This window comes from Novosphingobium sp. DS6-6, from assembly GCF_057784975.1.
Map to the genome: position 1 here is coordinate 1 of NZ_JBYNTS010000003.1, position 25,690 is coordinate 25,690.

Here is a 25,690-nt window from a genome sequence, read left to right on the forward strand (position 1 = left end):
CGGACTGTCCCCGAACTCTGGGATGCCATTCGCGATGCGCTGCCACGCTTCACACCCCACGAATGCACAAATTACTTTATCGCAGCAGGTTATGAGCCAGAGTGATCGGAATCTGCTCTAGATCAGGCCAGCCAATGGGCTCGACGGATCGGCATAGCGGCGCGTGGCCATGCGCCCGGCCAGATAGGCATCGCGCCCGGCTTCCACCGCCGCTTTCATCGCCCGGGCCATGCGGATCGGGTCTTTCGCTTCGGCAATGGCGGTGTTCATCAGCACCCCGTCGCAGCCCAATTCCATGGCGACGGCGGCATCGCTCGCCGTGCCCACGCCGGCATCGACCAGCACCGGCACCTTTGCGCCTTCCACGATCAGGCGGATCATCACCTTGTTCTGGATGCCCAGGCCCGAACCGATCGGCGCGCCCAGCGGCATGATCGCCACGGCGCCGGCTTCTTCAAGCTGCCGCGCGGCGATCGGATCGTCGGCGCAATAGACCATCGGCAAAAAGCCCTCGCGTGCCAGCACTTCGGTGGCGCGCAGGGTCTCGCGCATGTCGGGATAGAGCGTGCGCGCTTCGCCCAGAACTTCCAGCTTGACCAGGTCCCAGCCGCCCGCCTCTCGCGCCAGGCGCAGCGTGCGAATGGCCTCTTCGGCCGTGAAGCAGCCGGCGGTGTTGGGCAGGTAGGTGACTTTCCGGGGATCGATGTAGTCGGTCAGCATCGGCGCCTTGGGGTCCGACACGTTCACCCGGCGCACGGCCACCGTCACGATTTCCGCGCCCGATGCGGCAAGGGCGGCGGCATTCTGGGCAAAGTCCTTGTACTTGCCCGTGCCCACGATCAGGCGCGAACGGAACGTGCGGCCGGCAACCGTCCAGGTGTCGTCGCCCGCGGCCACGTCGGCTTCTCCGCCGCCGACGAAATGGACGATCTCCAGCACGTCTCCCTCGCCCAGTGCTATGGTGCCCAAGGTGGAGCGCGGCACGATATCGCCATTGCGTTCCACCGCGACTTTCGCGGGATCGAGTTCCAGCGCGCGCACCAGATCGGCAATGGTGCCAGGCGCGACGCGGCGCGGCTCGCCATTGAGCGTTATCGCAAGGGTGGGCGGCGTATGCAGGTTGGTGGCCATGGCCCGTGCTTTAACGCGGGAGGCGCGCCATGCAAGACTTCAGCGCAAGGCTTCAGCAGGCGTTGCGGCGGATGTTGACGACATGCGCGGTGGCGACCATCAGCACGCCGCCGATCGTCAGTACCGATTCGGCCGGGCCATGGTCCACCAGCACCGCCGCGCTCATCAGCGCCAGCCCGGCAGCGCCCAGCCCCAGCGGCAGGCGATGGCCATGGCGCAGCGCGCCCAGCCCGATCGTTGCCGCGCCCACCGCGATTGCCAGGACCAGACCGATACGATGCACTGCGGGATCGAGCAGCACGCCGCCCCCCAAACCCAAAATGCCGACCAGGAAAAGCCCGGCCAGGCAATGGATCATGCACAGACCCGATAGCAGCACGCCGAAACGGTCGAGCCGGCTGCGCAGGAGAAGAAGGGCCTGGTTCATGGGTCCGGCATATATGTAACGTTGTAACATCGTTCAAGCGCTTTGCGCCGGTATGCCCCTCAAGGCCGTCCGCTCCAATTGCCACTTGCACCGCCGCCCGCGTGGACGCATGAGGCCGGGGCATGACGGCACTCAAACCTGCTCCGCGCGCACTTGTCCGCTGGTTGATGGTCGTGGCGGTCATGATCGTGGCGATCGTGGTGGTGGGCGGCATTACCCGGCTGACCGAATCGGGCGTTTCGATTACCGAATGGAACGTCGTTTCGGGAACGCTGCCGCCGTTGACGCAGGCCCAATGGCAGGCGCAGTTCGATGCCTATCGCCAGACGCCGCAATATACCCTGGTCAACGGCCCGGCGGGGATGACGCTGGCGACGTACAAGTTCATCTTCTTCTGGGAATGGGTTCACCGCCTGCTGGCCCGCACGATCGGCGTGGCCTTTGCGGCGCCGCTCGCCTGGTTCTGGCTGCGCGGGCAGATCCCCGCCGGATACAAGCCGCGCCTGCTGGCGCTTCTGGCGCTGGGCGCCTTGCAGGGTGCGGTGGGATGGTGGATGGTCAAATCCGGTATCGTCCACGACGTGAAAGTAAGCCACTATCGCCTGGCCACGCATCTGGCCGTGGCGCTGTTCACGCTGGCCGGGATCGTGTGGACCATGCTGGATCTGCGTGCGCTGTCCCGGGGGCAGGCTCGTGCGCGCCTGACCGGCCTCGGCGCCCTGGCCCTTGCCATGCTGGCGCTGCAACTGGTCTATGGCGCTTTCCTGGCGGGGCTTCGCGCCGGGGTCGTGGCCGGGGCAGGCTGGTTTTCATGGGATGCCTGGCCACTGATGCAGGGCAGCTTCTATCCCGAAGGCGTCGCCTGGGCGCGGGGCGCCATGGCCACGCTGACCAGCGATCCCTATCTCGTGCATTTCCTGCACCGCTGGTGGGCCTGGGCAGTGGCCGCGGTTCTGGTGGTCATGGCGCGCACGCTGCGCCGCGCCGGGCAACGGCCCGTTTCGATTGCCATCCATGCCGCTTTCGGCACGCAGATTCTGCTGGGCATCGCCACGGTCTATAGCGGCGTGTCGCTCTGGCTGGCCGTGCTGCACCAACTGGGCGGCGCGGTTCTGCTGATCTGTACGGTATGGGGCGCCCATGCCCTGGGCCGCCGGGGCCAGGCCGCCTGACGAACGCGAACGGACCCGCAATGCGCCTCACGAGATAGAGCGGTATCATTTTACCTCTCCGCAAAGGCGCGGTTTGCTTGACTCTCGGGGTGATTTGCAACAAAGGCGCGGTTCTTCACCCCGTTTTGCGCCACGTCGGCGCGTGATGGGGTAAACCCATCATCAGGGAACCGAACCAGCCATGAAGGCTCTCAGCAAGGTCACCCGGTCGATCAAGCCGGCCGAGGTGGAAAAGAAATGGCATCTGATCGATGCCGAAGGCCTGGTGGTCGGCCGTCTGGCCGTCGTCATCGCCAACCATCTGCGCGGCAAGCACAAGCCCAGCTTCACCCCCCACGTCGATTGTGGCGATCACGTTGTCGTGATCAATGCCGACAAGGTGCGCCTCACCGGCAACAAGCTCAAGGCCAAGACCTATTACAAGCACACCGGCTATGCCGGCGGCATCAAGGAAGTGACCGCAGACAAGGTTCTGGGCGGTCGCTTCCCCGAACGCGTGCTGGAAAAGGCGGTCGAGCGCATGATCCCGCGCGGTCCGCTCGGTCGCGCCCAGATGCGCGCCCTGCATCTCTATGCCGGCACCGAGCATCCGCACGGTGGCACTCAGCCGGTGGCGCTCGACGTCGCCTCGATGAACCGCAAGAACAAGGTGGGTGCCTGATCATGGCCGATAACGACACCGTCTCGAGCCTGGCCGACCTCAAGAGCCTGACGTCCGCCGCTCCCGCTGCCGCTGCACCCGCCGTTGAAGGCGATGCGCCGGTTGCCCCTGCCGCTCCGCCGGCCCCGCTGCGCGATCGCGAAGTCGATGCTTATGGCCGCGCCTATGCCACCGGCCGCCGCAAGGACGCCGTCGCTCGCGTGTGGCTCAAGCCCGGCAGCGGCAAGATCGTGGTCAACGGCCGCGATCAGGAAGTGTACTTCGCCCGCCCGACCCTGCGCCTGGTGATCAACCAGCCGTTCCAGGTGGCCGGCCGCGAAGGCCAGTACGACATTGTCGCCACGGTCAAGGGTGGCGGTCTGTCGGGCCAGGCCGGCGCCGTGAAGCACGGCATCGCCCAGGCGCTTTCGAAATTCGAACCCGCCCTGCGCGGCGCGGTGAAGGCCGCCGGCTTCCTCACCCGCGACAGCCGCGTGGTGGAGCGCAAGAAGTATGGACGCGCCAAGGCCCGCCGCAGCTTCCAGTTCTCCAAGCGCTAAGCGCGACTGGCCGAACGTTCGTGGAAAAGGGGCTGCCCGAAAGGCGGCCCCTTTTTCTGTCACAGACGCGGGGGTGTGCCAGGGTGCAGATATGATCGTTACCCAACGCCTCGCGCTTCGCCACGCCCGCGCTGCGGATGTGGCAGACATTCACCGCATTTTCTGCGACGAAGACGCGCTGACCTACTGGTCAGCGGCGGCGCATCGCAGCCTTGCGGAAACGGCGGCCTGGCTTCAGCCGATCCTCGATGATCCGGCCGGCAGTCGGTTCGATTATTTCATCGAATACGATGGCCGGATCGTCGGCAAGCTGGGCTGCTGGAAAGTGCCCGAAATCGGCTTTGCCTTGAACCGCGCATACTGGGGGCAGGGCATCGCGGAAGAGGCGCTGCGCGGCTTCATCGCGCACATGAAAGAAGCGCGCGCGTGCGATCATCTGCTGGCCGATATCGACCCCCGCAATCATCGATCGCGCAAGCTGCTGGAAAAATGCGGTTTCACACATGCCGGATTTGCGCGGGATACGATGCAGACGCATATCGGATGGTGCGACAGCGCCTATTTCCGGCTTGATCTCTAGCCGGCGATCAAAGCAGCTTTTCCCCCCGGGGCCAAGCGCTCTCAGGCAGGCGGCAGAGCCGCCCCGCCGCCCAGCGAGGCGAGCAGGACCACAAGTTCGGTCTGGCGCGTCACGCCGGTCTTGGCAAAGATATGCTTGAGCTGCGTGCGCACCGTGGCCGGGGAAGCGCTGTGGCGCGCGGCGATTTCGGCCGGTGACAGCCCCTGCGCCACGGCCCGCGCGACGCGGGCTTCGGCCGGGGTCAGATCGAACAGTGCGCGGATCAGATCGGCACCGGGCAGGCTGGGATTTCCCGCCCCCGCAAGGATCGCCACGGCCCCGGCGCTGGCAAAGGCATCGCGCGCCAGGCCCCGCATGGGCACGATATGCAGGGCATGGAGCGCGGCGCCGGTGGCATCGCGCAAAGGCAGCGAGCAGCCGCTGCCATCGTGGCGCAAGCGGGCCAGTGCCTGGCGCAGCAGCACGTCGCACCGGGCATCCACCGCGCGCAACAGGCCCGCGCGTTGCGTCACGATGCGATCCATGGCCTTGGCCAGCAGGCCGTTCATCGCTTCGATCCGCCCTGCCGGATCGATCACCGCCGCCGCCACGCTGATCAGTTCCAGCGCGCTGACCGCGGCCATCACGCGCTGCATGCGCAATTGCGCGCTCAAGGCCAGGGCGCGCGCCAGATGCGGGCGCAGTGTATCGAGCTGGCGCGCCGCCGCGCGCGAGGCGGCATGCCCGGAAAAGCCCTCGATCGCCAGGATCAGCCCGTCGTCGCCCGCCCCCTGGATCACCGTGGCCGCGCCCGCGTCGGCACCATGGGGCACGAGAAACTCGCGGTAGATCGGCAATGTCGCCAACTCATGCGCACTGTGCATGTCACTGTCGGTCAGGAATCCGGGATAGTCGCAGCGTTCCAAGAGCCGGTCGATGCGGGTGTTCTGTGCCTGATAGCCGCGCTGTTCAAATTCGTCGGTCAGGCGGCGCACGCTTTCGGTTGAGACGATCGCCACGCCTTCCGGCCCGAACCGGATCAGATTGCTGCCCAGGGCGCCCACGCGCTCGGCCAGGTCCTGCAAGACCACGGGCCAGCGTTCGGGCAGAGCCGCCGCTTCATAGATACCCCCGATCAATCCCGCGTCGAACATGCCTGGTGCGCCCCACCTGTCGCTCCCCGGGAACGGCCTATCGCAGTTCTTGGAAATCGAACAGGGGATGCGTGGCGGAGGCCGTCCAGTTTTGCGCCATCCTGGCCGATCGGTTCAGAAACCGCGTTCATCCAGATAGGTGCGGAACGCGGCAATGCCGGCGGGGACGTCGGCACGGCCGAAGCCGATGCGGAAACGGTCGGTCGGCACCGGCCCCAGCGCGGAACGATAGATGCCCGAAGGCAGCAGCAGCACGCCGGCCTTCGTCACCAGATCCTCGCAGAACGCATCGACGGTGCCCGGCCCGTGCCAGCGCGGATAGCCGACGCAGCCCCCGTCCGGGCGCGTCCATGTGAACAGGTGGGGGTAATCGGCAAAGAAGGCATCGAGCACGGCAAGATTGGCGCGCACCAGCGCATTGTTGCGGGCCACGATGCGATCGCCGGCGCGCAGGGCGATCACGGCCAGAGCCTCGCTCGGCGCTGCATTGCAGATTGACAGGTAATGCTTCATCCGCTCCATGCGCGCGAGCAGATCGGCGTCCTGGCAGGCGATCCAGCCGATGCGCAGGCCAGGCAAACCATAGGCCTTGGACAGCACGTTGAGCGAAACCCCGCGTTCATAGATATCCGCGACTTGCGGCAGGTGCCGTGCCGGATCGGGGCCAAGCAGACGATAGACCTCGTCGCTGAACAGCCAGATGCCGTGTCGGCGGCACAGGGCCACCAACCCGTCGAGCGTGGCGCGATCGGGGATGCAGCCAGTGGGATTGTGCGGGAAGTTGATCGAAATCAGCCGCGTGTTGGGGCGCAGGGCATCGGCAATGCGATCGAGATCGAGGCGCCAGCCATTGGCGGGATCGAGCGGCACGCCGGTAACCGCACAGAGCGACAGCGGCACGGCTTCGGCCGCCTGGTAGTTGGGCGTGATCACGATGGCATGATCGTCTGCCCCCAGCAGCACGTGGTTGGCCACATAGATGCCTTCTTCCGCACCGGCAAAGCACAGCACGTTGTCCGGCGCCATGGCATCATAAGTCCGGGCGATTTCGGCGCGCAGGACGGGCGCCCCGAACGTTTGCGTATAGCCCAGCCAGTGCGTGTCGAACGCGGCGGCATCGGCGGGGTCGGCCATGTCGAGCAGCGCCCGCACCGTCATGCTTTGCGCGTCGGACGCGGTGAGGTGATGGCGCGCCGCGAATTCCCAGTGCGAGAAATAGGTTTCGAGGCGGAAATCGGGCAGGTTCATGGGCATGATCAGTTGCCGAGGGCAACAACGCCGCCGGTCGAGCCAAACCCCCCTTGCCCGCGTGCGGTGTCGTCCAGCGCGTCGACTTCCAGCCAGCTGCCGCGCACCACCGGTGCAATCACCAGCTGCGCCACGCGGTCGCCGCGGCGGATCGAAAAGCTGTCGGCGCCATGGTTGATCAGGATGACTTTCAGTTCGCCGCGATAGTCGCTGTCGATCGTGCCGGGCGCATTGGGCACCGAAATCCCGTGCTTGAGCGCCAGGCCCGAGCGCGGCCGCACCTGGATTTCGAAACCCGGCGGAATGGCCAGCGCCAGGCCGGTGGCGACGGCATGGCGCGCACCGGGCGCCAGGTCCAGGTCTTCGGCCGCAACCACGTCCATGCCCGCGGCCCCGTCGGTGGCATAGGCGGGCAGAGGCAGGCCCTGGCCGTGCGGCAGGCGCTTGAACAGGATCGGCACCGGGGCGGCGTGGTAGGGCGTGGGATGGCCGGTCATGCTGTGGTTTCCCTGGCAAGCGTTTGCGCGATGCGGGCGACAAGGGCTTCTGCCACCTGGTCCTTGGGCAACTCGGGCAGGCTTTCCACGCCAGCGGCATCGATGATGTGCACGGTATTGGCGGCCCCGCCCATGACATCGCCCGAAACGTCGTTGGCGACGATCCAGTCCGCCCCTTTGCGCGCGCGCTTGGCCGTGGCATGGGCGATCACGTCATCGGTTTCCGCGGCAAAGCCGACGACCAGCGCCGGGCGGCGCGGGTCGCGGCACAGCCCGGCGAGAATATCGGGATTTTCCACCAGAGCCAGCGCCGGCGGCGTGCCGCTGCCATCCTTCTTGAGCTTGTGCTCCGGTGCGTCGGCCGTGCGCCAGTCGGCCACGGCCGCCACCATCACGGCGACATCGGCCGGCAAGGCAGCGTCTACGGCCGCTGCCATCTGGCGCGCGGTTTCCACGTCCACCCGCGTGACGCCGGGCGGGGTGGCCAGCGCCACCGGCCCGGCCACCAGCGTCACCCGCGCGCCGGCCCGGGCCGCAGCTGCGGCAATGGCAAAGCCCTGACGGCCGCTGGACCGATTGGCGATATAGCGCACCGGATCGATCGGTTCGTGGGTGGGCCCCGCGGTGATGAGGACATGGCGCCCCGCCAGCGCGCCCGGCACCCGCATCTTTGGCGCGGCGGCGGTACCGTGCGGCTGGATGGCGGCCCAGATCGCCGCGGGTTCGGGCAGGCGCCCGGGGCCGAATTCGCCGCAGGCCATCGGCCCCGCGTCGGGCTCCAGCACGGTAACGCCCGAGGCGCGCAGGCTGGCGACATTGCGCACCGTTGCCGCGTGCTGCCACATCCGCACGTTCATCGCGGGAACGGCGATGACCGGCTTGTCCGTCGCCAGCAGCAGCGTGGTTGCCAGATCATCGGCAATGCCGGCGGCCATGCGCGCCAGCAGATCGGCCGTGGCCGGGCACACGACCACCAGGTCGGCCTGGCGGGACAGCTGGATATGGCCCATTTCCACCTCGTTTTTCAGATCCCACAGCGTGGTATGCACGGGATTTTCGCTGAGCGCGGCAAGAGTCATCGCCGTCACGAAATGGGCGCCGCCTTCGGTGAGAACGCAGGTGACATCGCCCCCGCCCTTGCGGATCAGGCGGATCAGCTCGCAGGCCTTGTAGGCAGCGATGCCGCCGCCGACGATAAGGAGAATGCGCTGGGCTTGCATGATCCGCAGGTTGTGCCGCCTTGGCGGGACGGGCGCAAGTTCTCGTATCGGTCGTTGTCAGAAAGCGCGATCGGATCGTTCCTCCGGCGCGGCGCGCAGGCCGGCTCCGATGCGCGCGGCCAGGCGCAGGATGGCGCGTTGCGCCGGGCGCTCGATCCAACGATGCGAAGCAAAGCCGGCAGCCACGGCCGCTGCCAGGAAGAAGATCAGGAACGCCGGTTCGCGCGCGATGGCGCGGCTGCCGAGCGTGGCATCGATCAGCAGGACCAGCGCCACCTGCATGGGAAAATGCCACAGATAGATGCCATAGGACGCCTCCCCCCATTGCCGGCCGAACGCCAGGGCATTGGCCCTGTCGGCCATGTCCACCGCCAGCGCGGCAAGGAACACGGCAAAGGTGCCGGCCAGGATCGTGGCATCTTCGGCATGATAGCGCGTGGTAAGCAGCCACCCCGCCAAGGCGCAGGCCAACGCGCCGCCCACCAGCACCGGCAGCGGCATCCAGCCCTTGAGCGCGGCGGCATAGATCGCCACGCCCAGGAAGAAATAGCCGATGCAGGTCAGCACCGGTTCGTTGGGCCAGCCCAGGAAGAACAGGCGCAACACGCCCACGGCCACCGGCAGGGCAACCAGCAGGGGCGCACGGCGCAGTGCCGGCAGCAGCACCCAGAACGCGGCATAAGCAAGGATTTCGGTGGAAAGCGACCAGCTCGGCCCGTTGAACGACTGGTTGCGCTGCCAGCCCCAATAGTGCGCCAGCGGTATCGACAGCAGGAAATGCTTCAAGTCCTGCTGATGATAGATGAACGCCGTGCCGTTGATGCGGGTATAGGTGGCCTGCAGGCCCGCGACGATCACCAGCGTCAACAGATGCAGCGGCCATAGCCGCGCCACCCGCGCAAGCCAGAAACGGCGCATAGCCGTGGTGTCGGCCAGATAGACATGGGCAAAGACGAAGCCCGAAACCGCCCAGAAATACTGGACCGCCATGTGTCCGTAATCGAACAGCCAGCGCAGCGGACGATAGAGCGGGAGGACCGCCGCGCGGTCAACCTGAAAGCCATAGCCGACCGGCGGCACGAAGAAGTGCTGGTAATGCCAGAACAGCACGAAAAACGCGGCGGCGACGCGCGAAAGATCAAGCGCGTTGAAATGGCGCTTGGCCAGCCGCAGGCCGGGGCGCGGAGCAGGACGGGCGGGCTGGTTCACGGATGGCGGGGCCAGTCGCGATCGGGCGGAGGGCGATGATCGCCCAGCGCCTGGATGCCCAGCGCCTGGATGCCCAGCACGGCGGCTGCGCCAAGTGCCGCGGCGATCAGCAGCCCGCCCCAGCCGGCGTCACGTGCGGCCGGATCGCGGCGTTTGCGCTCCCACATCAGGTCCACGTGCGGCAGAGGCGGCGCTTCGGGCGCGCCACCCTTGGGCGGAAAGCGTTCCTCGATCCGGCGGATCAGCGCGGGCACGCGCAGCAGCGTGGCGGCATCGTCCTGCAGGCGCTGGGCGATGGCGGCTTCCGGTCCCAGCTCGTCGCGGATCCAGTTGCGCACGAACGGCGCCGCCGTTTCCCACATGTTGATATCGGGATCGAGCTGCCGCGCGATCCCTTCGACCATCACCATCGTCTTTTGCAGCAGCAGCAGATGCGGCTGGGTCTGCATGTCGAAATCGCGGGTAATGGCAAACAGCCCGTCGAGCATCTGCCCCACCGAAAGGTCCTTCACCGGGCGTCCGCGCATCGGCTCGCCCACCGCGCGCAGGGCCGTGGCGAATTCGTCGACCGAATGATAGGTCGGCACGTAGCGCGCTTCGAAATGGATTTCGGCCACGCGCTTGTAATCGCCGGTGGTGAGGCCATAGAGAATTTCGGCCAGCCACTGCCGCGCCTGCCGGTCGATCCGCCCCATGATGCCGAAATCGATCGCGGTGATCGTGCCGTCGGCCTCGACGAACAGATTGCCCTGGTGCATGTCGGCATGGAAATAGCCGCCGCTGATCGCCTGGGTCAGGAATGCCAGCACCAGCCGGGCCGCCATCTCCTTGCGATCGTGCCCGGCCGCGTCGATCGCGGCCAGATTGCTGATCTTGATCCCGTCGATCCAGTCGAGCGTCATTACCCGGCCGTTGGTGCGGTCCCAGTCGATGCCGGGCACGCGATAGCCGGGAAAGGCGTGCATGGCATCGGCCAGTTCCGAGGCGCTGGCCGCCTCGCGCCGCAGATCGATTTCCCGCGCGGTCCATCGCTTGAAATTGGCAATCACCAGGCGGGGGCGCAGGCGGCCGGCTTCCCCGCCCAGCGCTTCGAGGTGAGCAGCAGCCCACTCATAGGTTTCGATATCGCGCGCCAGCTTTTCACGCACGCCGGGGCGCAGCACTTTCACGGCCACCTTGCGGCCTTCGATCGTCCAGGCCTGATGCACCTGCGCGATCGAGGCGGCGCCCACCGGCTCGGGATCAAAGCGTGCGAACAGGCTTTCCAGCGGCCGTTCGAAGCTGGTTTCGATCTCGCGCCGGATCAACGCGAAATCCACGGGCGGCAGCTTGTCCTGCAAGGCCAGCAGATTGCGTGCGGCTTCCTCGCCCACCAGATCGGGCCGGGTGGCGAGAGTCTGTCCCAGCTTGATCGCGGCCGGGCCGATCGCCCGGAAAGCGCCGGCATAGTCGGGCACGACAGGCTGGCGGGTGCCCAGGCGGGCCATGCGGCACAGCCGGCGGACCTGCGCGGGCGTGTTGGGGCTTTCTTCCAGCAGGCGCAGCGCACCATGGCGTGCCAGGGTGCGGCCCCAGCCAAGCAGGCGGCGGATATGGGTGACGGGACGGGTCAAGGCAATCGCCGCTCTTTCAGACCTTCCAGCCGGAATGAATGGCGACCAGGCCACCCAGGATCGGCTCGACTTTGGTGTGGCGGAAACCGGCCGCTTTGATCATGTCTTCGAAATCGTCCATCCCGGGAAAGCGGCGGATCGATTCCACCAGATAGCGATAGGAATCGGCGTCGCCGGCAATGGCCTTGCCGATTCGCGGCACCAGCTTGTGCGAGTAGGCGTCATAAAGCTCGGCAAAGCCGGGCCACTGCGTCGTCGAGAATTCCAGGCAGAAGAACCGCCCGCCGAATTTGAGCACGCGATGGGCTTCGGCCAGGGCGCGGTCGATCCGCGTCACGTTGCGGATGCCGAACGCGATCGTATAGGCATCGAAAAAGCGATCGCCGAATGTCAGGTCCTCGGCATTCTGGCACGACCATACCAGGCCGTCGATGCCGCGCTGCATCGCGCGCTCGATGCCCACGTCCAGCATGTCCTGGTTGATGTCGGACACGGTGATCGCGGCGCCTTCGCGCGCCATGCGGAACGCGATGTCGCCGGTGCCGCCGGCCATGTCGAGGATCTGTTCGCCCGCGCGCGGTTTGACCCGGGCGACGAAGCGATCCTTCCACAGGCGGTGCATGCCCGCCGACATGGCATCGTTCATCACGTCGTACTTCCTGGCGACGTTGGAAAACACGGCGCCCACGCGGGCGGTCTTTTCTTCTGGGGTGACGTCCTCGTAACCGAAGGACACGCTTTCCGGGCTGGTCATGGATCAGGGCTTTAATGAGGAATTGCCGCAGGCGCAAAGCATGATAGCAGGGCGTCACTATGCCCGAACTGCCGGAAGTTGAAACCACCGTGCGCGGCCTGGCGAGCGTTCTTGCGGGCCAGACCATTTCCCGCGTGACCACACGCCGCGCCGATCTGCGGCGCCCTTTTCCGCCAGACCTCGCCCAGGCCTTGACCGGCGCCCGGGTCACCGGTCTTTCGCGCCGCGCCAAATACGGGCTGGTCCACACCGATCGCGTGCGCACCATGGTGTTTCACCTGGGCATGTCGGGGCGCTGGCGAATCGATCCCGGCGACATCGGCCGGCACGATCACCTGGTACTGGAAACCGGGCATGGCCATGTCATCGCGCTCAACGATCCGCGCCGCTTCGGCGCGGTCGATCTGGTCGATGACGCGGCGCTCGATGCCTGGCCGGCCTTTGCCGCGCTGGGGCCTGAACCGCTGGGCCCGGACTTGAGCGCCGCGCATCTGGCACAGGCCTTCAAGGGGCGGGTGGCGGCGATCAAGCTCATGCTGCTCGACCAGCGCGTCGTCGCGGGGCTCGGCAACATCTATGTCTGCGAGGCATTGCACCGGGCGCGCATCCATCCGGCACGCCCGGCGGGCTCCGTTTCGCTGCCCGCGCTGCGCCGGCTGGTGCCGGAAATCCGCGCCGTGCTGGAAGAATCGATCGCGGCCGGCGGTTCCACGCTGCGCGACTATGCCCGGCCCGATGGCGAACTGGGCTATTTCGCCAAGGACTGGCGGGTCTATGGCCGCGAAGGCGATCCCTGCGCCTGCGGGCACGGGGTAGCCCGGGTGGTGCAGGGCGGCCGCTCCACTTTCTTTTGCCCGGAATGTCAAAAGTAACGCCCACCTGAATAAATTGTCTTTACTGCACAATGTGGTAAAAGGCGGTATCGGGAAGGGGCACTGCCTTGGTCGGATCGTTGTCTCATCGCATCGTGCTGCTGTGTGCGGCACTGGCGGGGCTTATCGCGGTCATGGCCTGCGCCTTGCTTGCCGTGACGATGCAGATGCACGGCAATCTCGGCTGGCTCGACCATTCCTCGCGCGTGTTGCGCACGGCCAACCATGCCTTGAGCAGCCTGCGCACGGCCGAGTCGGGCCAGCGCGGTTTCACGCTGACAGGCAATTCCGATTTTTCCCGCGCCGTGGCGCCCGCGCTCGATACCGCCCGGTGCGATGCTGCCGAACTCGTGGCGCTTACCGCCGATAATCCGGCGCAGCACGAACGCGCCCGGCAGTTGCAGGGCCTGGTCGACGTGCGCGCCAGCCAGCTGGGCGCGGCGGCGCGCCTGGCGCAGGACGGTGCTTTCGATCAGGCCCGGGCCTCCATCGCCAGCGGGCGCGGCCTGGCGCAGATGCAACTGGTGGAAGCCAAGGTCGGCGATCTGCTGCTCGACGAACGCGCGCTGGCGGTCGCGCGGATGGATGCGGTGGAAAGCCTGCTGCGCGCGATCCGCTGGCTGGTCATTCTGGGGACGCCGCTGACGCTTATGATGGTCGCTTTGGTCGCGCGATCGCTGGTCCGGCGCATCGGCCGCCCTGTGGGGGATATGCTGGCGGTAATGGGCGAACTGGGTGCGGGTCAGCGCCAGGCGCGCATCACCGGGCAGATGGGCTCGACCGAGTTCGAGCGGCTGGCCAGCGGGTACAATGCCATGGCCGACGAGTTGCAGCGCGCGGTGGCCAGCCAGGCCGAGGCTGGCGAACGTCTCAAAGCCGCCAATGCCGCGCTCAGCCACAATGCCGATACCCTGCGCGAACGGGGCGAGGTGATCGAGATCCTGGGCGGCATGGCCCACCGCATGCAGGCCGCGCGCACCGACGATGAACTGACCACGATCATCGGCCTGTTCGTGCCGCGCGTCTTGCCGCAGATCCCCGGCGCCTTGTTCGTGCACAACAATTCACGCAACCTGCTGGTGCCCACGGTCACCTGGGGCGGGCTGGACGTAGCGCGCGCGGGCTTTGCGCCCGAAGACTGCTGGGCGCTGCGCCGGGGGCAAAGCCATTTCGTGGACGAGGCAGGATCCGACGTCGTCTGCGCCCATGTCGGCACGCAGGCCGATCACTATCACTGCGAGCCCTTGCTCGCCGGGGGCGAAGTGATCGGGGTGCTTTATCTCAGGGGCATGATCGGCACCGAAAACCGCTTTCGCCTGGCGGTGCTGAGCGAAAACATCGCCTCGGCACTCGTCAACCACCGCCTGCAGCGCGGCCTGCGCGAACAGACCATCCGCGATCCGCTGACCGGCCTGTTCAACCGGCGCTATCTCGAAGAAACGCTGGCGCTGGAAATGGCCCGCGCCGCGCGTTCGGGCGCACCGCTGACCGTGGTGATGTGCGATGTCGACCATTTCAAGCGCTTCAACGACGATTTCGGCCACGATGCGGGCGACAGGGTCTTGCAGATGGTGGCGGCCGAACTGCGCCGCCGGTTTCGCGAAGGCGATGTGGTCTGCCGTTTCGGGGGGGAGGAGTTCGTGATCATCGCCCCCGCCACCTCTGTCGAGGTACTGCGCGCCCGCGTGGAGGAAGTGCGGCAGGCGGTGGGCCTGTTGACCGTGCGGCACGACGATCGGACCTTGGGATCGGTGACGATGTCGTTCGGGCTGGCCAGCTGGAAAGCCGGCATGGATCGGGACGGCGCGGCTCTGCTCAAATCGGCCGATGCCGCGCTTTATGCCGCCAAGCGCGACGGCCGCAACCGCGTCTCTGTCGATCCGCAGGCGCAGGCGGCCTGATCGGTCGCGCGCAAACGCAGGGCCGGCAACCTTGGTGTCACGTCGAGAAGGCAGACCGCGCTCATGACCGTCCCGTTCCGTATCTGCATGACGATGACCCCGATCGCCATGGCGCTGGCAATCCTGGCCCAGCCTGCGCGGGCGGAGCCGGCAGGCAAATGCAAGGTCGAGGTGGTCGCCAGGCTTCCCGTGCTGATGGAAGGTCTGCGCGCCAGCGTTCCGGTCAGCTTCAACGGCAAGCGGTCGCGTGTGTGGCTCGACAGCGGCGCGTTCTTCAACTTCATGTCCGAGGCCAAGGCGGCCGAGCTGGGACTGAGCCTCAAACCGCTGCCTTTCGGTTTCATGATGAAAGGCATCGGCGGGAGCGTTACGCCGGCCCTTGCCGAAGTACGCGAATTCGCCATTGCCGGGACGACCTTGCGCAACGTGCAGTTCGTGGTTGGCGGCACCGACCCTGGCAACGGCTTCCTTGGGGCGAACCTGCTGGGCTTATGGGATACGGAGTTCGACCTGGCCAAAGGCGTGGTCAATATCTTCACCGAAAAAGGCTGTGACCACACCAGCATGGCCTATTGGAGCAAGGGCATGTCGGTGGGCGAAGCGCGTCTGCTGAACGGCAAGGGGCCGGAGGATCACCACATCTATGTCGAAGTGACGGTCAACGGGCGCGCGTTGCGGGCGCTGCTCGATACCGGCGCCACCACGTCGATCATCTGGCGCGAGGCGGCACAGCGGGCCGGCATCGATCTGAACGCGCCCGACGTGGTCAGCTCGGTCAAGATCGGCGGCATCGGGACCAAGCGTCGCGACAGCTGGATCGCCCGCACCAGCACGATCTCGATCGGCGGCGAAGACATCCGCAACAGCCCGATCCGCGTGATCGACAGTGCCGGCGACAAGGACGAGACCGACATGGTGCTGGGCATGGACTTCCTGCTGTCGCACCATGTCATCGTGTCCCGCCCGCAGCGCAGGCTCTATCTCACTTACAACGGCGGCCCGGTCTTTTCGGCCTCGATGGAAGGCGAACTGGGCCGCCTGCCGACCCGCGCGGAAAACATGGGCGCGGAAGAGAAGACCGCCGATCCCGCGACGGCCGACGCGATTGCGGGGCGGGCCTCCGGGCGGCTGACGCGCGGCGACGTGGACGGCGCCATTACCGATTTCACGGCCGCCATCGCGCTTGCGCCCACCAGCGCGGACCTGCTGCTTCACCGGGCACAGGCCTATACGCGCAAGGGCCGGCTGGACCTGGCGGCGAACGACATCGACGCCGCGCTGGCAATCACGCCGAACGATCACCGCCTGTTGACCCGCCGTGCGCAGATCAGGCTGGCCAAGGGCGACAAGGCCGGCGCGCGCGCCGATACCGATGCCGCGGCCGCCCATCTTCCCACGGGGTCGCTCGACGTCATGCCCGTCATGACGCTTTACGAGCGGCTGGGCGCGGCCGAACGCGGGCTGGCGCTGATCGATCCGGTGATCGCGCTGCACCGCGAGGATGCCAATTATCCGCGCCTGCTCAATGCCCGCAGCTGGAACCGCGCGCTGGCCAATGCCGATCTCGATCGCGCGCTCCGAGACGTGGAAATCGCGATTCGCAAGAGCGGCCCGCTTCCGGGCTTTCTCGACACGCGGGCCCTGGTGCAGTTCCGCCGCCAGAACTTCGCCGCCGCGATCGCTGACGAAACCGCAGCCCTTGCCAACGCGCCCAGAATGGCCGCGGCGCTTTTCGTGCGGGGCCTGGCGCGCCTTGCCAGCGGCGATATGGCCCAAGGCAAGGCCGATATCATGGCTGTACGGACGCTTCAGCCCAGGATCGACGGATACTATGCGCCTTACGGCCTCGTCGCGCCGGCACCTGAAGGGCAGGACCGGATCACAATAACTGTCCAGGCCGATGGCGACAGCGACGACGATTGAGGGGTCACGCCGCCAGCCGGCGCACCGCTTCGTCCTGCGCGATCAGCGGCAGCAGCGCTTTCATGTCAGGCCCGTGGTCCATGCCGGTCAGCGCCTGGCGCAGCGGCAGGAACAGGGCCTTGCCCTTGCGCGCCGTACTGTCCTTGAGCGCGCCGGTCAGCGCCGGCCAGGGATCGGCCCAATCGAGGTTTTGCGCCACCTGTGCCGCCTGGGCCAGGAACGCGCGGGTTTCCGCATCGAAATCCGGGGTGGCGATCGGTCCCTGGATCACCTGCCACCAATCGCCCGCCTCGGCGACATGGGCCAGATTGGGGCGAATCGCATTCCAGGCGGCTTCGCCCATCCCCTCTGGCAGGCGATCGGCCACCCGGGCAAAAGGCAGGCGATGGATCACTGCGGCGTTGACCCGCTGCAATTCCGCCTCGTCAAACCGCGCCGGCGCCCGGCCGAAATGGGCGAGATCGAAATGCGCGGCCAGTTCGCCGGTCGAAAGCGCGGGATCGACCGGATCCGAAGTGCCGAGCCGTGCAAGCAAAGCCACCAGCGCTTCGGGCTCGATCCCCGCGTCGCGCAGATCGGCGACGCCCAGCGATCCCAGGCGCTTGGACAGCTTGCCTTCGCTGCCGGTCAGCAGCGCTTCGTGGGCAAACCGCGGCGGGTTGGCGCCCAGCGCCTCGAACATCTGCACCTGCGTCGCGGTGTTCGAAACATGGTCTTCGCCGCGCAGCACGTCGGTCACGCCCATCTCGCTATCGTCGATGGCGCTTGGCAGCATGTAGAGCCACGAGCCGTCGGCGCGGCGCACCACCGGGTCGGACATCTGGCGGGGATCGAAGTGCTGCGGCCCGCGAATGCCGTCGTTCCAGGTGATCGGCCTCTCGTGATCGAGCTTGAACCGCCAATGCGGCGCTTCGCCGGCAGCAGCGCGCGCGGCATGGTCGGCTTCGGACAGCGCCAGGGCGGCGCGGTCATAGAGCGGCGGCAGCCCGCGCCCGAGCAGGATCTTGCGCTTGAGATCGAGTTCGTGAGCGGTTTCATAGCAGCGGTATAGCCGCCCCTCGGCGACAAGCTGCGCGAACGCGGCCTCGTAGATCGCGGCGCGGGCCGATTGCCGTTCCTCCCGTTCGGGGTGCAGGCCAAGCCAGGCAAGGTCGGCACGGATTGCCGCCACGTATTCCTCGCGGCTGCGCTCGGCATCGGTATCGTCGATGCGCAGCAGGAAGCGGCCGCCGTGCTTTTGCGCCAGCAGCCAGTTATGCAGCGCAGTGCGGATATTGCCGACATGCAGGCGGCCGGTGGGCGAAGGGGCAAAGCGGGTAACCACGGTCATGGCCCGCGCTATAGCGCGATTGGCGGCGAAGGCCAGCCGGGCAGCGCCGCCTAGAGCGAGACGACCAGATCGCGCCCGATCTGCGCCACGCTGGCGCAGCCGCATTGGGCCATGGCCAGTTCGAGCTCGGTGCGCAGGATGTGCAGCATATGGGCAAGGCCGGCCACGCCGCCCACGGCAAGGGCATGGAGTTGCGGCGCGCCGATCAGCACGGCCTGGGCGCCCAGGGCCATGGCCTTGAGCGCATCGGCGCCGCTGCGGACGCCGCCATCCAGCAGCAGCGGGTAATCCGGGCCCAGCGCGGCCCGGACAGCCGGCAGCAGCACCAGCGCGGGGGCAACGCCATCCAGCACACGGCCGGCGTGGTTTGATACGATAATGCCGTCGGCGCCGGCATCGCGCGCGCGCAGGGCGTCTTCGGGATGAAGCAGGCCTTTGACGACCAACGGCAAAGCGGTCTCGCGCCGCAGCCAGGCCAGCGTTTCCCATGTCGGCGCCTGACCGGCAAGCGCACTGCCGAACACCAGATGCCCGCCCTGCGCGCCCGCCTGGTGCAGCAGCGGCGCCATGCCGGCAAGATTGGCCGCCACGACCCCGGCGGGCAGGGCGAATTCCGCCCGCTTGATCGCCGCGTCGACAGTCAGGACCAGCACGCCATACCCCGCAGCTTCCGCCCGCCGCACGAGCGCCAGCGAAGCGGCAGGATCGGGCTGGGGATAGAGCTGGAACCAAGCCGGCGGCGGCATCGGGTGCTGCAATTGCCCTGCCGCCTCGCGCAGGGTCTGCACAATCGTCTCCAGCGTCACGCTCGACAGCGTGCTGGCAACCAGTGTGGTATCCAGCGCGGCGGCGGCCTGCGCGGTGGCCACTTCCCCCTGCGGGTGGACGAGGCTGTGATAGGCGACCGGACCGAGCAGGATGGGCGCGGCATGGGCCTGGCCAAACAGCGTCAGGGCAGTGCTGCCGCCGGCCAGGCTGCGCAGCATGCGCGGAACAAGGCCCCAGCGCGCAAAGGCCGCGCGGTTGCCCGGCGTGGCGCCCTGCTGGATATGGGCCCAGGTTTCGGGCGTCACCCGCGTCGCCGCGTGTCGTTCATAATCGGCCAGCGTGGCGATGTCGCCGGGCAGGGGTTGTGCCGCGATCACGGCTGCGACCAGCGGCGCAGCAGGTTGTGATAGACCCCGGTCAGCGCCGCGATCGCCGGATGATCGGGCTGCTGCGCGGCAAGCGCTTGAATCGCCTGGTCCATTTCGAACAGGCTGCGCCGGTCGGTCTCTGCGGGTACCAGGCTTTGCGTCCAGAAGAACGCAGCCAGCCGCGTGCCGCGTGTTACCGGGGTGACGTGGTGATGGCTGGTGCCGGGATAAAGCACCATGTCACCGGCGGGCAGTTTGATGCGGTGGGCGCCATAGCTGTCTTCCACCACCAGTTCGCCGCCGTCGTATTCGTGCGGGTCGGCCAAAAACAGCGTGCTGGCAAGGTCGCTGCGCAGATAGATATCGCTGCCGGGCATGCGGAACAGCGCGTTGTCGATATGGCTGCCATAGGCGCCGCCGGGATCATAGCGGTTGAACCGTGGCGGCAGGACGCGCAGCGGCAGAGCGGCGGCAATGAACAACGGGGTCTGGCCCAGGCGCTCGAGAATGCGCTGCCCCAGGGCCGTGCCCACCGGGCTGGCCAGCGGCAACTGACGGTTGGCTTTTGCCTGGGCGGCAAGATGCCCGGCCGTCGCGCGGCCGTCTTCCCATTCGGCCTGGGCCAGGGCGGTACGGGCCTGCGCCACGTCTTCCGGCGACAGCACGCCGGGGATGTGCAGCATCATGGCGGCCGCTTCAGCCTTGCAGCACGAAGGGAATGGAGACCAGCCCCTGGACCATCACGGTCTGCCCATTCTGGCGGGTGGGCGTCCAGCGCCAGTGCCTGACGGCACTCAGCGCGGCGCGGTCGAGCCGGTCGAACCCGCTGGACCGCGACACGCCGATCTCGGCGACCCGGCCGTCCAGCCCGACCGTGACCGAAAGGACAACGGTGCCCTGCTCGCGCGCGCGCCTGGAATCGATCGGATAGCGTGGCGGCGTCGCTTCCACGAGATTGACGGAAAGATCGCGGACCCGTGCGACCGCCGTCGTCGCCGGGGCCGCAGCGGCGGGCGCCGGCGGGGCGGCAACAACCGGGGCGGGCGCGGTAATGGGCGTCGGGACCGGGGCCGGCGTCGTTGCCGTAGCGATCGTTGCGGGCTGTACCGGCAAGGCGATCGGCGGCGGCGGGGCCATGGCCGGCGCGCTGTGCGGCGCGGGCGACGGCGGATGCGGCCGTGCGGAGGGCGGCGGCGGCACGGCAAGGTCGGTGGTCAGGCGCACCGCTGTCAGCGACTGGTGACGGGGCTTGGCCCCGATGACGCCCAGCGACAGGAAAGCGGCCAGAATGCCGCCGACCGCCACCCCCGCGCCGAACAGTGCCGGGCCCTGTAGCCTGCGTCCGGGTTGATAGCGCGAAGGCTGCCAGGCGCTGGCGCGCAAGGGCACGATTTCGCCGCGTAACGGATTTGGGGCCGATCGAGGGGCATCGGCGGGTATGGCAATCAAACTGGCCTGGCTGCTCACGAATTGGGTCTCGATCTTACGAACGGGTTATTGAGAGTCATTCGCATAGCGTTCAGAGCCAAATCTGTCGAGCGGAATGGAATGGCCCGCAGCGTCAAGCGGGTTCTACCCCTCCCCCTCCGCCTAATACCGGCCCGGCGTTTTTCAACGCTTGAACCATGACGTCACGACGTGTCGGAGAATCATTATCAATAGCATTGCGAATGATAGCGATTCGCATTAAGCGCTCGTTCCAAGCCAGAGGTCATCGGCGGAACGGTATGCGCGTATCCACCGCCGGGGCCGCACCGGCTGCCCGGCCATCACGGCCGGATGCCTATGCAGAAGGATTGACGAGTGAGGGATTGTTCCGATCGCAACGCCGCTGCCAATGCGGCGGGTTTTCTGGCCTTGGGGTGCGTTAGCCTGTTTGTTGGCGCCGGGTCCGCGGTGGCCCAGGATACGGGTGCGGGCACGCCGCCGGTTCTGGGCGCGGTCACGGTGACCGACACGGTGATCGTCGAAGGTAGCTACAAGACCGAGCGCGCCGCATCACCCAAGTATACCGCGCCCTTGCTCGATACGCCGCGGACGATCACGGTCATCCCAAACCAGGTCCTGCTCGACAATGCCACGGCCAGCCTGGCCGACGCACTACGCTTCGTGCCAGGGATCACGCTCGGGGCAGGCGAAGGCGGCAACCCGCAGGGGGACCGCCCTTTCATTCGCGGAGCCGACGCGCAGAACAGCCTGTTTCTCGATGGCGTGCGCGATACCGGCGCCCAGTCGCGCGAAGTCTTCGCGATTGACCGCATCGAAGTGGTCAAGGGATCGGACAGCACGATGAACGGCCGGGGCAGTGTCGGCGGCGCGATCAACATGATTTCCAAGCTGCCCACCGGCGATCGTTTTGCCACTGCCTCGCTCGCCACCGGAACCGCCGCATATCGCCGCGTGCTGCTCGACGTGAACCAGCCGATCGGCAATGTCGGCCTGCGTCTGGCGGCCGTTTATCACGATCAGCAGGTGGCCGGCCGCGATGCGATCTGGCAGGACCGCTGGGGCGTGGCGCCGTCGGTCAAATTCGGGCTTTCCGGCCCGACCAGCCTGACGCTGGACTATTATCACCTCGACAGCGACGAACTGCCGGATACGGGCATTCCTTATCGCAACACGGTGGCCAACGCGCCGGCCGGCTACAGCGAAACCACGGTTGCCGATACGCCGCGCAATGCCTTTTACGGCCTGGCGAATCGCGATTTCCGCAGGACCCTGGTCAATACCGGCACGGCCCGGTTCGAACATCGCTTCGGCAATGGCCTGACTTTGCGCAACACGACGCGCTATGGCGTATCGAGCCAGGGCTATGTCCTGACCCAGCCCGATGACAGCCGCGGCAACGTGATCAACGGGCTGGTCTGGCGGCGCGCCAACACGCGCTACAGCCGCACCACCGGGTTCTTCAACCAGACCGATTTCTTCGGCGATTTCGCGCTGGGTGGGATCAAGAACAGCTTTGCGATCACCGCCGAAGTGAGCCGCGAGACGGCCGATGTCGGCGCCTATCAGGCCAATCCCAGCACCGGGACGGCCATCGCCACGGGCATAAACCTGCCGGGCGGGCGCTGCGGCGCGGCTTCCATCGCCGCCTACAACTGCACCACGCTGGCCAATCCGAATCCTTATGACCCGTGGGTGAGCTATACGGCAGACGGATCGGGCGTCGTCGCCCCGATCGCCCTGTCGGCGGAACGGACGTGGAACAAGTCGCGCGCCAATACCCAGGCGGTCTCGGTGTTCGACACGGTGCGCTTTTCGGAAGCGCTGCTGCTCAACCTGGGGCTGCGCTACGATCGCTATGTCACGCGGGTCAGTCCCGGGCTTGCCGCGACGGCTGCCGACGAAAGCGGGCGGGCGTGGTACAGCCGGACCGACAACCTGGTGACCTGGCAGGCCGGCCTGACATGGAAGCCGGCGCCAAACGGCAGCCTCTATGCATCGGCTTCCACCGCCGCTACCCCGCCGGGATCCTATCTGGGCAATGGCAGCGACAGCAATGCGCTGATCACGACGAGCCAGGCGCTTACCGATTCGCTCAAGGTGGAACGCACCCGCAGTTATGAAGTGGGCACCAAGTGGAACGTGCTGGGCGAAGGGCTGTCGCTGTCGCTCGCCGCGTTCCAGACCGAAACCACCAATGCCCGCGCCAACGATGCCAACGGCACGGTGATCTTCGTCGGCAAGCGGCGCATCAGGGGCATCGAATTGTCCGCCAGCGGCAATGTCACCGAGCGCTGGAGCGTCTTTGGCGGCTACACCTACATGGATTCGACCATTCTCGATGGCGGCTTCACGTCGGTGACCGTGAACGGAGTTGCCTATTTCGTGCCGTCCCCCAGCACCGGGCAGCGCTTTCCCAATACGCCCGATCACAGCTTTACCGCCACTACCACTTATAAGGCCACGCAGCGCCTCTCGCTGGGCGCCAACGCGCTTTACATGAGCAAGGTCTATGGCGGCTATGGCGCGGGCGTTACCGGCAACGGCGTGGTGACCAACACGCTGGCGCGCTATGTGCCGGGCTTCTGGCGCTTCGATGCCAATGCCATCTGGCAGGTGACGCCGCGCTTCTCGCTCCAGGCCAACATCAACAACGTGTTCGACAAGCGCTATTTCGACCGGGCCTACAATTCGCACTTTGCGGGCCAGGCGCCCGGGCGCACGGCGATCTTCACAGTCAACGCCAGGCTTTGACGGCATGTGGCTGGCGCAGGCGGGCCAAGGCGGGGCCACTCGCTTTCGCCTGGCGATGCCACGCCAAGACACAAAGTGCGTTGAAGCCGAGGCGCAGGGCCTCTACAGCGGCGGCCCTTGCGGTTAACCATGCCGCGGCCGATCAGACCATGTCTGAGGGCGGACTCTGGACCGGAGGTCGCGTTTTGTCGAAAGTGTCCGTCCCGATCGTCCTTGCAACGCTGCTGCTGTCGCTTGGCCTGCCGAGTGCGGCCGCCCTGGCCCAGAATGCAACCGCCGCTTCCCCGGTCGATCCGGCGGAAGCGGTAACCGTGCCGCCAGTGGCGGGGCCGGGCCTGCCGACGCTCAACGATTTCGACGGCAATCTGGCGCAGCGGATCGTTACCGGCAGCCGGGCGACGCGCTGCCGGCCCGGGCGTTCCGCCGATGGCGCCATCGTGGTGTGCCGCGATGCCGAATCGCGCGAAAAAGAGCGCCTGCCGATGCGTGATCAGACCGACACGGCGCTTTCCACCGACGATGGCCTGCCGCGGGCGCCCAACGTTTCCGGCCTGGCGCCGTGCAAGGGCAATGGCGCCTGCCTGGGCTTTGGCAGCGTGCCGGCGGCGATGTATTATTTCGATATCAAGGCACTGCCCCCGCCGCCGCCCGGTTCTGACGCCGATCGCATCGCCAAGGGTGAAATCCGCGCACCCTGATGCGGGCGCCCTATTCCTCGAGGATCGGCAGGACGACCGGCGGTTCGGCCAGGCAGGGAGAGCCATCGAGCAAAGTCAGCGCCTGGGCGATGGCGCTTTCCGGCCCTTCGTGCGTCACCATGTGGACCAGCACGGTATCGGCCTCGCCCGCGGCGGCGCCGGGCGTGCCTTTCTGAATCAGGCTTTCGATGGAAACCCCGGCATCGCGCATGGCCGCAGTGATTTCTGCCAGCGCGCCGGGACGATCGGCCACGTTGAAGCGGATATAGGCGCTGCCGATGCGTTGCCCCGTCAGCGCCGGCGGTGCTTCCCCCAGTTCGGCCACGGGGATCGAGAACGGCGCGCCGATGTCGCCGCGCGCGATGTCGATCAGATCGGCCACCACCGCGCTGGCGGTGGGACCATCGCCGGCGCCCGCGCCCTGGAACAGCAGGCGACCCACGAAATTGCCCTCGGCGACGACGGCATTGGTCGCGCCGTCGACATGGGCCAGCGGGTGGTCGCGATGGACCAGATGCGGCTGCACGCGCTGCATCAGGCGGCGCTGGCCCGCCGCGTCGAGTTCGGTATCGGCCATGCCGATCAGGCGGATGTAATAGCCCAGGGCATCGGCCTGGGCGATGTCGGCGGCGGCGATGCGGCGGATGCCGGTGGTGGCGACGCTTCTGAAATCGACTTTGGTGCCGAACGCCACGCTCGAAAGGATGGCCAGCTTGTGCGCCGCATCGATCCCGTCGATGTCGAACGTGGGATCGGCTTCGGCATAGCCCTTGGCCTGCGCTTCGGCGAGGACGTCGGCAAAATCGCGGCCGGTGTCTTCCATCGTCGAAAGGATATAGTTGCACGTGCCGTTGAGGATGCCATAGACACGCTTGATCTCGTTGGCGGCAACGCCTTCCTTCAGGCCCTTGATCACGGGAATGCCGCCGGCCACCGCCGCTTCGAACTTGAGCGCGGCATCGGCCGTTTCGGCCAGCACGGCCAGTTCCAGGCCATGATGGGCGATCATCGCCTTGTTGGCCGTGACCAGATCCTTCCCCGCTGCCAGAGTATTGCGCGCGAGGGTGAGCGCGGGACCATCCGATCCGCCCACGAGTTCGACCACCACATCCACGTCGGGCCGGGCGGCCATGGCCGTCATGTCGTCTTCCCAGGCATAGCGGGACAGGTCCACCCCGCGATCCTTGCTGCGATCACGCGCGGCCACCGCCACGATCTCGATCCGCTTTTCGGCACGGCGGGCAATCAGATCGGCGTTGGTTTCGATCAGCCGGATCACGCCACAGCCAACGGTGCCCAGCCCGGCCAGCGCGATGCGCAAGGGTTCGCTCATGATCTTCCCATTCTGTTCAGGTCTGGCCGGTGCCTTAGGCGGCGTGGACTAATTCCGCAACGCCACGGCTGGAAGCAGAAACCGCCAGTTCAAGAAGGAGAGGCCCCTGCAAT

General features: G+C 67.0%; 23 protein-coding genes and 1 pseudogene. 10 read left to right on the forward strand and 14 right to left on the reverse strand.

Features of this window, described 5'->3' with window-relative positions; all coding sequences use genetic code 11:
* Positions 1-105, forward strand: a pseudogene (locus AC3EDY_RS04185) (IS630 family transposase); the annotation flags it as partial.
* Positions 106-117: 12 nt separating this feature from the next.
* On the opposite strand, the gene thiS reads toward AC3EDY_RS04185, so the two are convergent.
* The gene (gene thiS, locus AC3EDY_RS04190; RefSeq protein WP_488571224.1) at positions 118-1,131 is read right to left on the reverse strand and encodes a sulfur carrier protein ThiS; all 1,014 of its coding nucleotides are present in this window, start codon (positions 1,129-1,131) and stop codon (positions 118-120) included.
* A 52-nt stretch (positions 1,132-1,183) separates the two neighbouring features.
* Positions 1,184-1,558: a MerC domain-containing protein gene (locus tag AC3EDY_RS04195; RefSeq protein WP_488571225.1), complete on the reverse strand. Its 375-nt coding sequence runs from the start codon at positions 1,556-1,558 to the stop codon at positions 1,184-1,186.
* A 122-nt stretch (positions 1,559-1,680) separates the two neighbouring features.
* Between AC3EDY_RS04195 and AC3EDY_RS04200 the strand changes: the two genes are divergently transcribed.
* The 4 genes from AC3EDY_RS04200 (at position 1,681) to AC3EDY_RS04215 (ending at position 4,510) form a co-directional block, all read left to right on the forward strand.
* Positions 1,681-2,730, forward strand: coding sequence for a COX15/CtaA family protein (locus tag AC3EDY_RS04200; RefSeq protein WP_488571226.1), 1,050 nt, complete (start codon positions 1,681-1,683; stop codon positions 2,728-2,730).
* A 181-nt stretch (positions 2,731-2,911) separates the two neighbouring features.
* Entirely contained in the window at positions 2,912-3,391 is a 480-nt protein-coding gene (gene rplM, locus AC3EDY_RS04205; protein WP_488571227.1) for a 50S ribosomal protein L13, read from the forward strand.
* Between the two features lie 2 nt (positions 3,392-3,393).
* On the forward strand, positions 3,394-3,930 hold the full coding sequence (gene rpsI, locus AC3EDY_RS04210) for a 30S ribosomal protein S9 (RefSeq protein ID WP_488571228.1): 537 nt from the start codon (positions 3,394-3,396) through the stop codon (positions 3,928-3,930).
* 91 nt (positions 3,931-4,021) lie between these two features.
* Positions 4,022-4,510 (forward strand): GNAT family N-acetyltransferase, encoded by a 489-nt coding sequence (locus AC3EDY_RS04215; RefSeq protein ID WP_488571229.1) that lies wholly within the window; start codon positions 4,022-4,024, stop codon positions 4,508-4,510.
* A 41-nt stretch (positions 4,511-4,551) separates the two neighbouring features.
* Here AC3EDY_RS04215 and AC3EDY_RS04220 read toward each other — a convergent pair whose 3' ends face one another.
* The 7 genes from AC3EDY_RS04220 to AC3EDY_RS04250 form a co-directional block, all read right to left on the reverse strand.
* Positions 4,552-5,643 (reverse strand): helix-turn-helix transcriptional regulator, encoded by a 1,092-nt coding sequence (locus AC3EDY_RS04220; RefSeq protein ID WP_488571230.1) that lies wholly within the window; start codon positions 5,641-5,643, stop codon positions 4,552-4,554.
* A gap of 114 nt (positions 5,644-5,757) precedes the next feature.
* Complete coding sequence (locus tag AC3EDY_RS04225) at positions 5,758-6,897, reverse strand: aminotransferase class I/II-fold pyridoxal phosphate-dependent enzyme (protein ID WP_488571231.1); 1,140 nt, start codon at positions 6,895-6,897, stop codon at positions 5,758-5,760.
* Between the two features lie 2 nt (positions 6,898-6,899).
* On the reverse strand, positions 6,900-7,388 hold the full coding sequence (dut, locus tag AC3EDY_RS04230) for a dUTP diphosphatase (protein WP_488571232.1): 489 nt from the start codon (positions 7,386-7,388) through the stop codon (positions 6,900-6,902).
* Complete coding sequence (coaBC, locus tag AC3EDY_RS04235) at positions 7,385-8,608, reverse strand: bifunctional phosphopantothenoylcysteine decarboxylase/phosphopantothenate--cysteine ligase CoaBC (protein WP_488571233.1); 1,224 nt, start codon at positions 8,606-8,608, stop codon at positions 7,385-7,387. The genes dut and coaBC overlap by 4 nt, the downstream gene beginning before the upstream one ends.
* Positions 8,609-8,665: 57 nt before the next feature.
* On the reverse strand, positions 8,666-9,817 hold the full coding sequence (locus AC3EDY_RS04240; RefSeq protein WP_488571234.1) for an acyltransferase family protein: 1,152 nt from the start codon (positions 9,815-9,817) through the stop codon (positions 8,666-8,668).
* Complete coding sequence (gene ubiB, locus AC3EDY_RS04245) at positions 9,814-11,430, reverse strand: 2-polyprenylphenol 6-hydroxylase (protein ID WP_488571235.1); 1,617 nt, start codon at positions 11,428-11,430, stop codon at positions 9,814-9,816. Before ubiB ends, AC3EDY_RS04240 begins: the two co-directional genes overlap by 4 nt.
* 16 nt (positions 11,431-11,446) lie before the next feature.
* A complete protein-coding gene (locus AC3EDY_RS04250; RefSeq protein ID WP_488571236.1) occupies positions 11,447-12,184 on the reverse strand; it encodes a class I SAM-dependent methyltransferase in 738 nt (245 codons plus the stop codon).
* 59 nt (positions 12,185-12,243) lie between these two features.
* On the opposite strand from AC3EDY_RS04250, the gene mutM reads away from it, so the two are divergent.
* From mutM to AC3EDY_RS04265, 3 genes are all read left to right on the forward strand, one after another.
* On the forward strand, positions 12,244-13,056 hold the full coding sequence (gene mutM, locus AC3EDY_RS04255; RefSeq protein ID WP_488571237.1) for a bifunctional DNA-formamidopyrimidine glycosylase/DNA-(apurinic or apyrimidinic site) lyase: 813 nt from the start codon (positions 12,244-12,246) through the stop codon (positions 13,054-13,056).
* Positions 13,057-13,124: 68 nt separating this feature from the next.
* On the forward strand, positions 13,125-14,957 hold the full coding sequence (locus tag AC3EDY_RS04260) for a diguanylate cyclase (protein ID WP_488571238.1): 1,833 nt from the start codon (positions 13,125-13,127) through the stop codon (positions 14,955-14,957).
* Positions 14,958-15,020: 63 nt separating this feature from the next.
* Complete coding sequence (locus AC3EDY_RS04265; protein WP_488571239.1) at positions 15,021-16,880, forward strand: aspartyl protease family protein; 1,860 nt, start codon at positions 15,021-15,023, stop codon at positions 16,878-16,880.
* Between the two features lie 4 nt (positions 16,881-16,884).
* Here AC3EDY_RS04265 and gltX read toward each other — a convergent pair whose 3' ends face one another.
* Genes gltX through AC3EDY_RS04285 form a run of 4 tightly spaced genes read right to left on the reverse strand, consistent with a single transcriptional unit; the run spans position 16,885 to position 20,813 of the window.
* Positions 16,885-18,210 carry a glutamate--tRNA ligase gene (gltX, locus tag AC3EDY_RS04270; RefSeq protein ID WP_488571240.1) on the reverse strand — a complete coding sequence of 442 codons (1,326 nt, stop codon included), beginning with the start codon at positions 18,208-18,210 and terminating at the stop codon, positions 16,885-16,887.
* A 50-nt stretch (positions 18,211-18,260) separates the two neighbouring features.
* Positions 18,261-19,355, reverse strand: coding sequence for an alpha-hydroxy acid oxidase (locus AC3EDY_RS04275; protein WP_488571241.1), 1,095 nt, complete (start codon positions 19,353-19,355; stop codon positions 18,261-18,263).
* Positions 19,352-20,032 (reverse strand): Fe2+-dependent dioxygenase, encoded by a 681-nt coding sequence (locus AC3EDY_RS04280; protein WP_488571242.1) that lies wholly within the window; start codon positions 20,030-20,032, stop codon positions 19,352-19,354. The genes AC3EDY_RS04275 and AC3EDY_RS04280 overlap by 4 nt, the downstream gene beginning before the upstream one ends.
* A 10-nt stretch (positions 20,033-20,042) precedes the next feature.
* Complete coding sequence (locus AC3EDY_RS04285; protein WP_488571243.1) at positions 20,043-20,813, reverse strand: energy transducer TonB; 771 nt, start codon at positions 20,811-20,813, stop codon at positions 20,043-20,045.
* A 336-nt stretch (positions 20,814-21,149) separates the two neighbouring features.
* On the opposite strand from AC3EDY_RS04285, the gene AC3EDY_RS04290 reads away from it, so the two are divergent.
* Positions 21,150-23,546 carry a TonB-dependent receptor gene (locus tag AC3EDY_RS04290; protein ID WP_488571244.1) on the forward strand — a complete coding sequence of 799 codons (2,397 nt, stop codon included), beginning with the start codon at positions 21,150-21,152 and terminating at the stop codon, positions 23,544-23,546.
* Positions 23,547-23,731: 185 nt separating this feature from the next.
* A complete protein-coding gene (locus AC3EDY_RS04295; RefSeq protein ID WP_488571245.1) occupies positions 23,732-24,244 on the forward strand; it encodes a hypothetical protein in 513 nt (170 codons plus the stop codon).
* Between the two features lie 10 nt (positions 24,245-24,254).
* On the opposite strand, the gene AC3EDY_RS04300 is transcribed toward AC3EDY_RS04295, so the two are convergent.
* Positions 24,255-25,577: a homoserine dehydrogenase gene (locus AC3EDY_RS04300; protein WP_488571246.1), complete on the reverse strand. Its 1,323-nt coding sequence runs from the start codon at positions 25,575-25,577 to the stop codon at positions 24,255-24,257.
* Positions 25,578-25,690 lie beyond the last annotated feature (113 nt).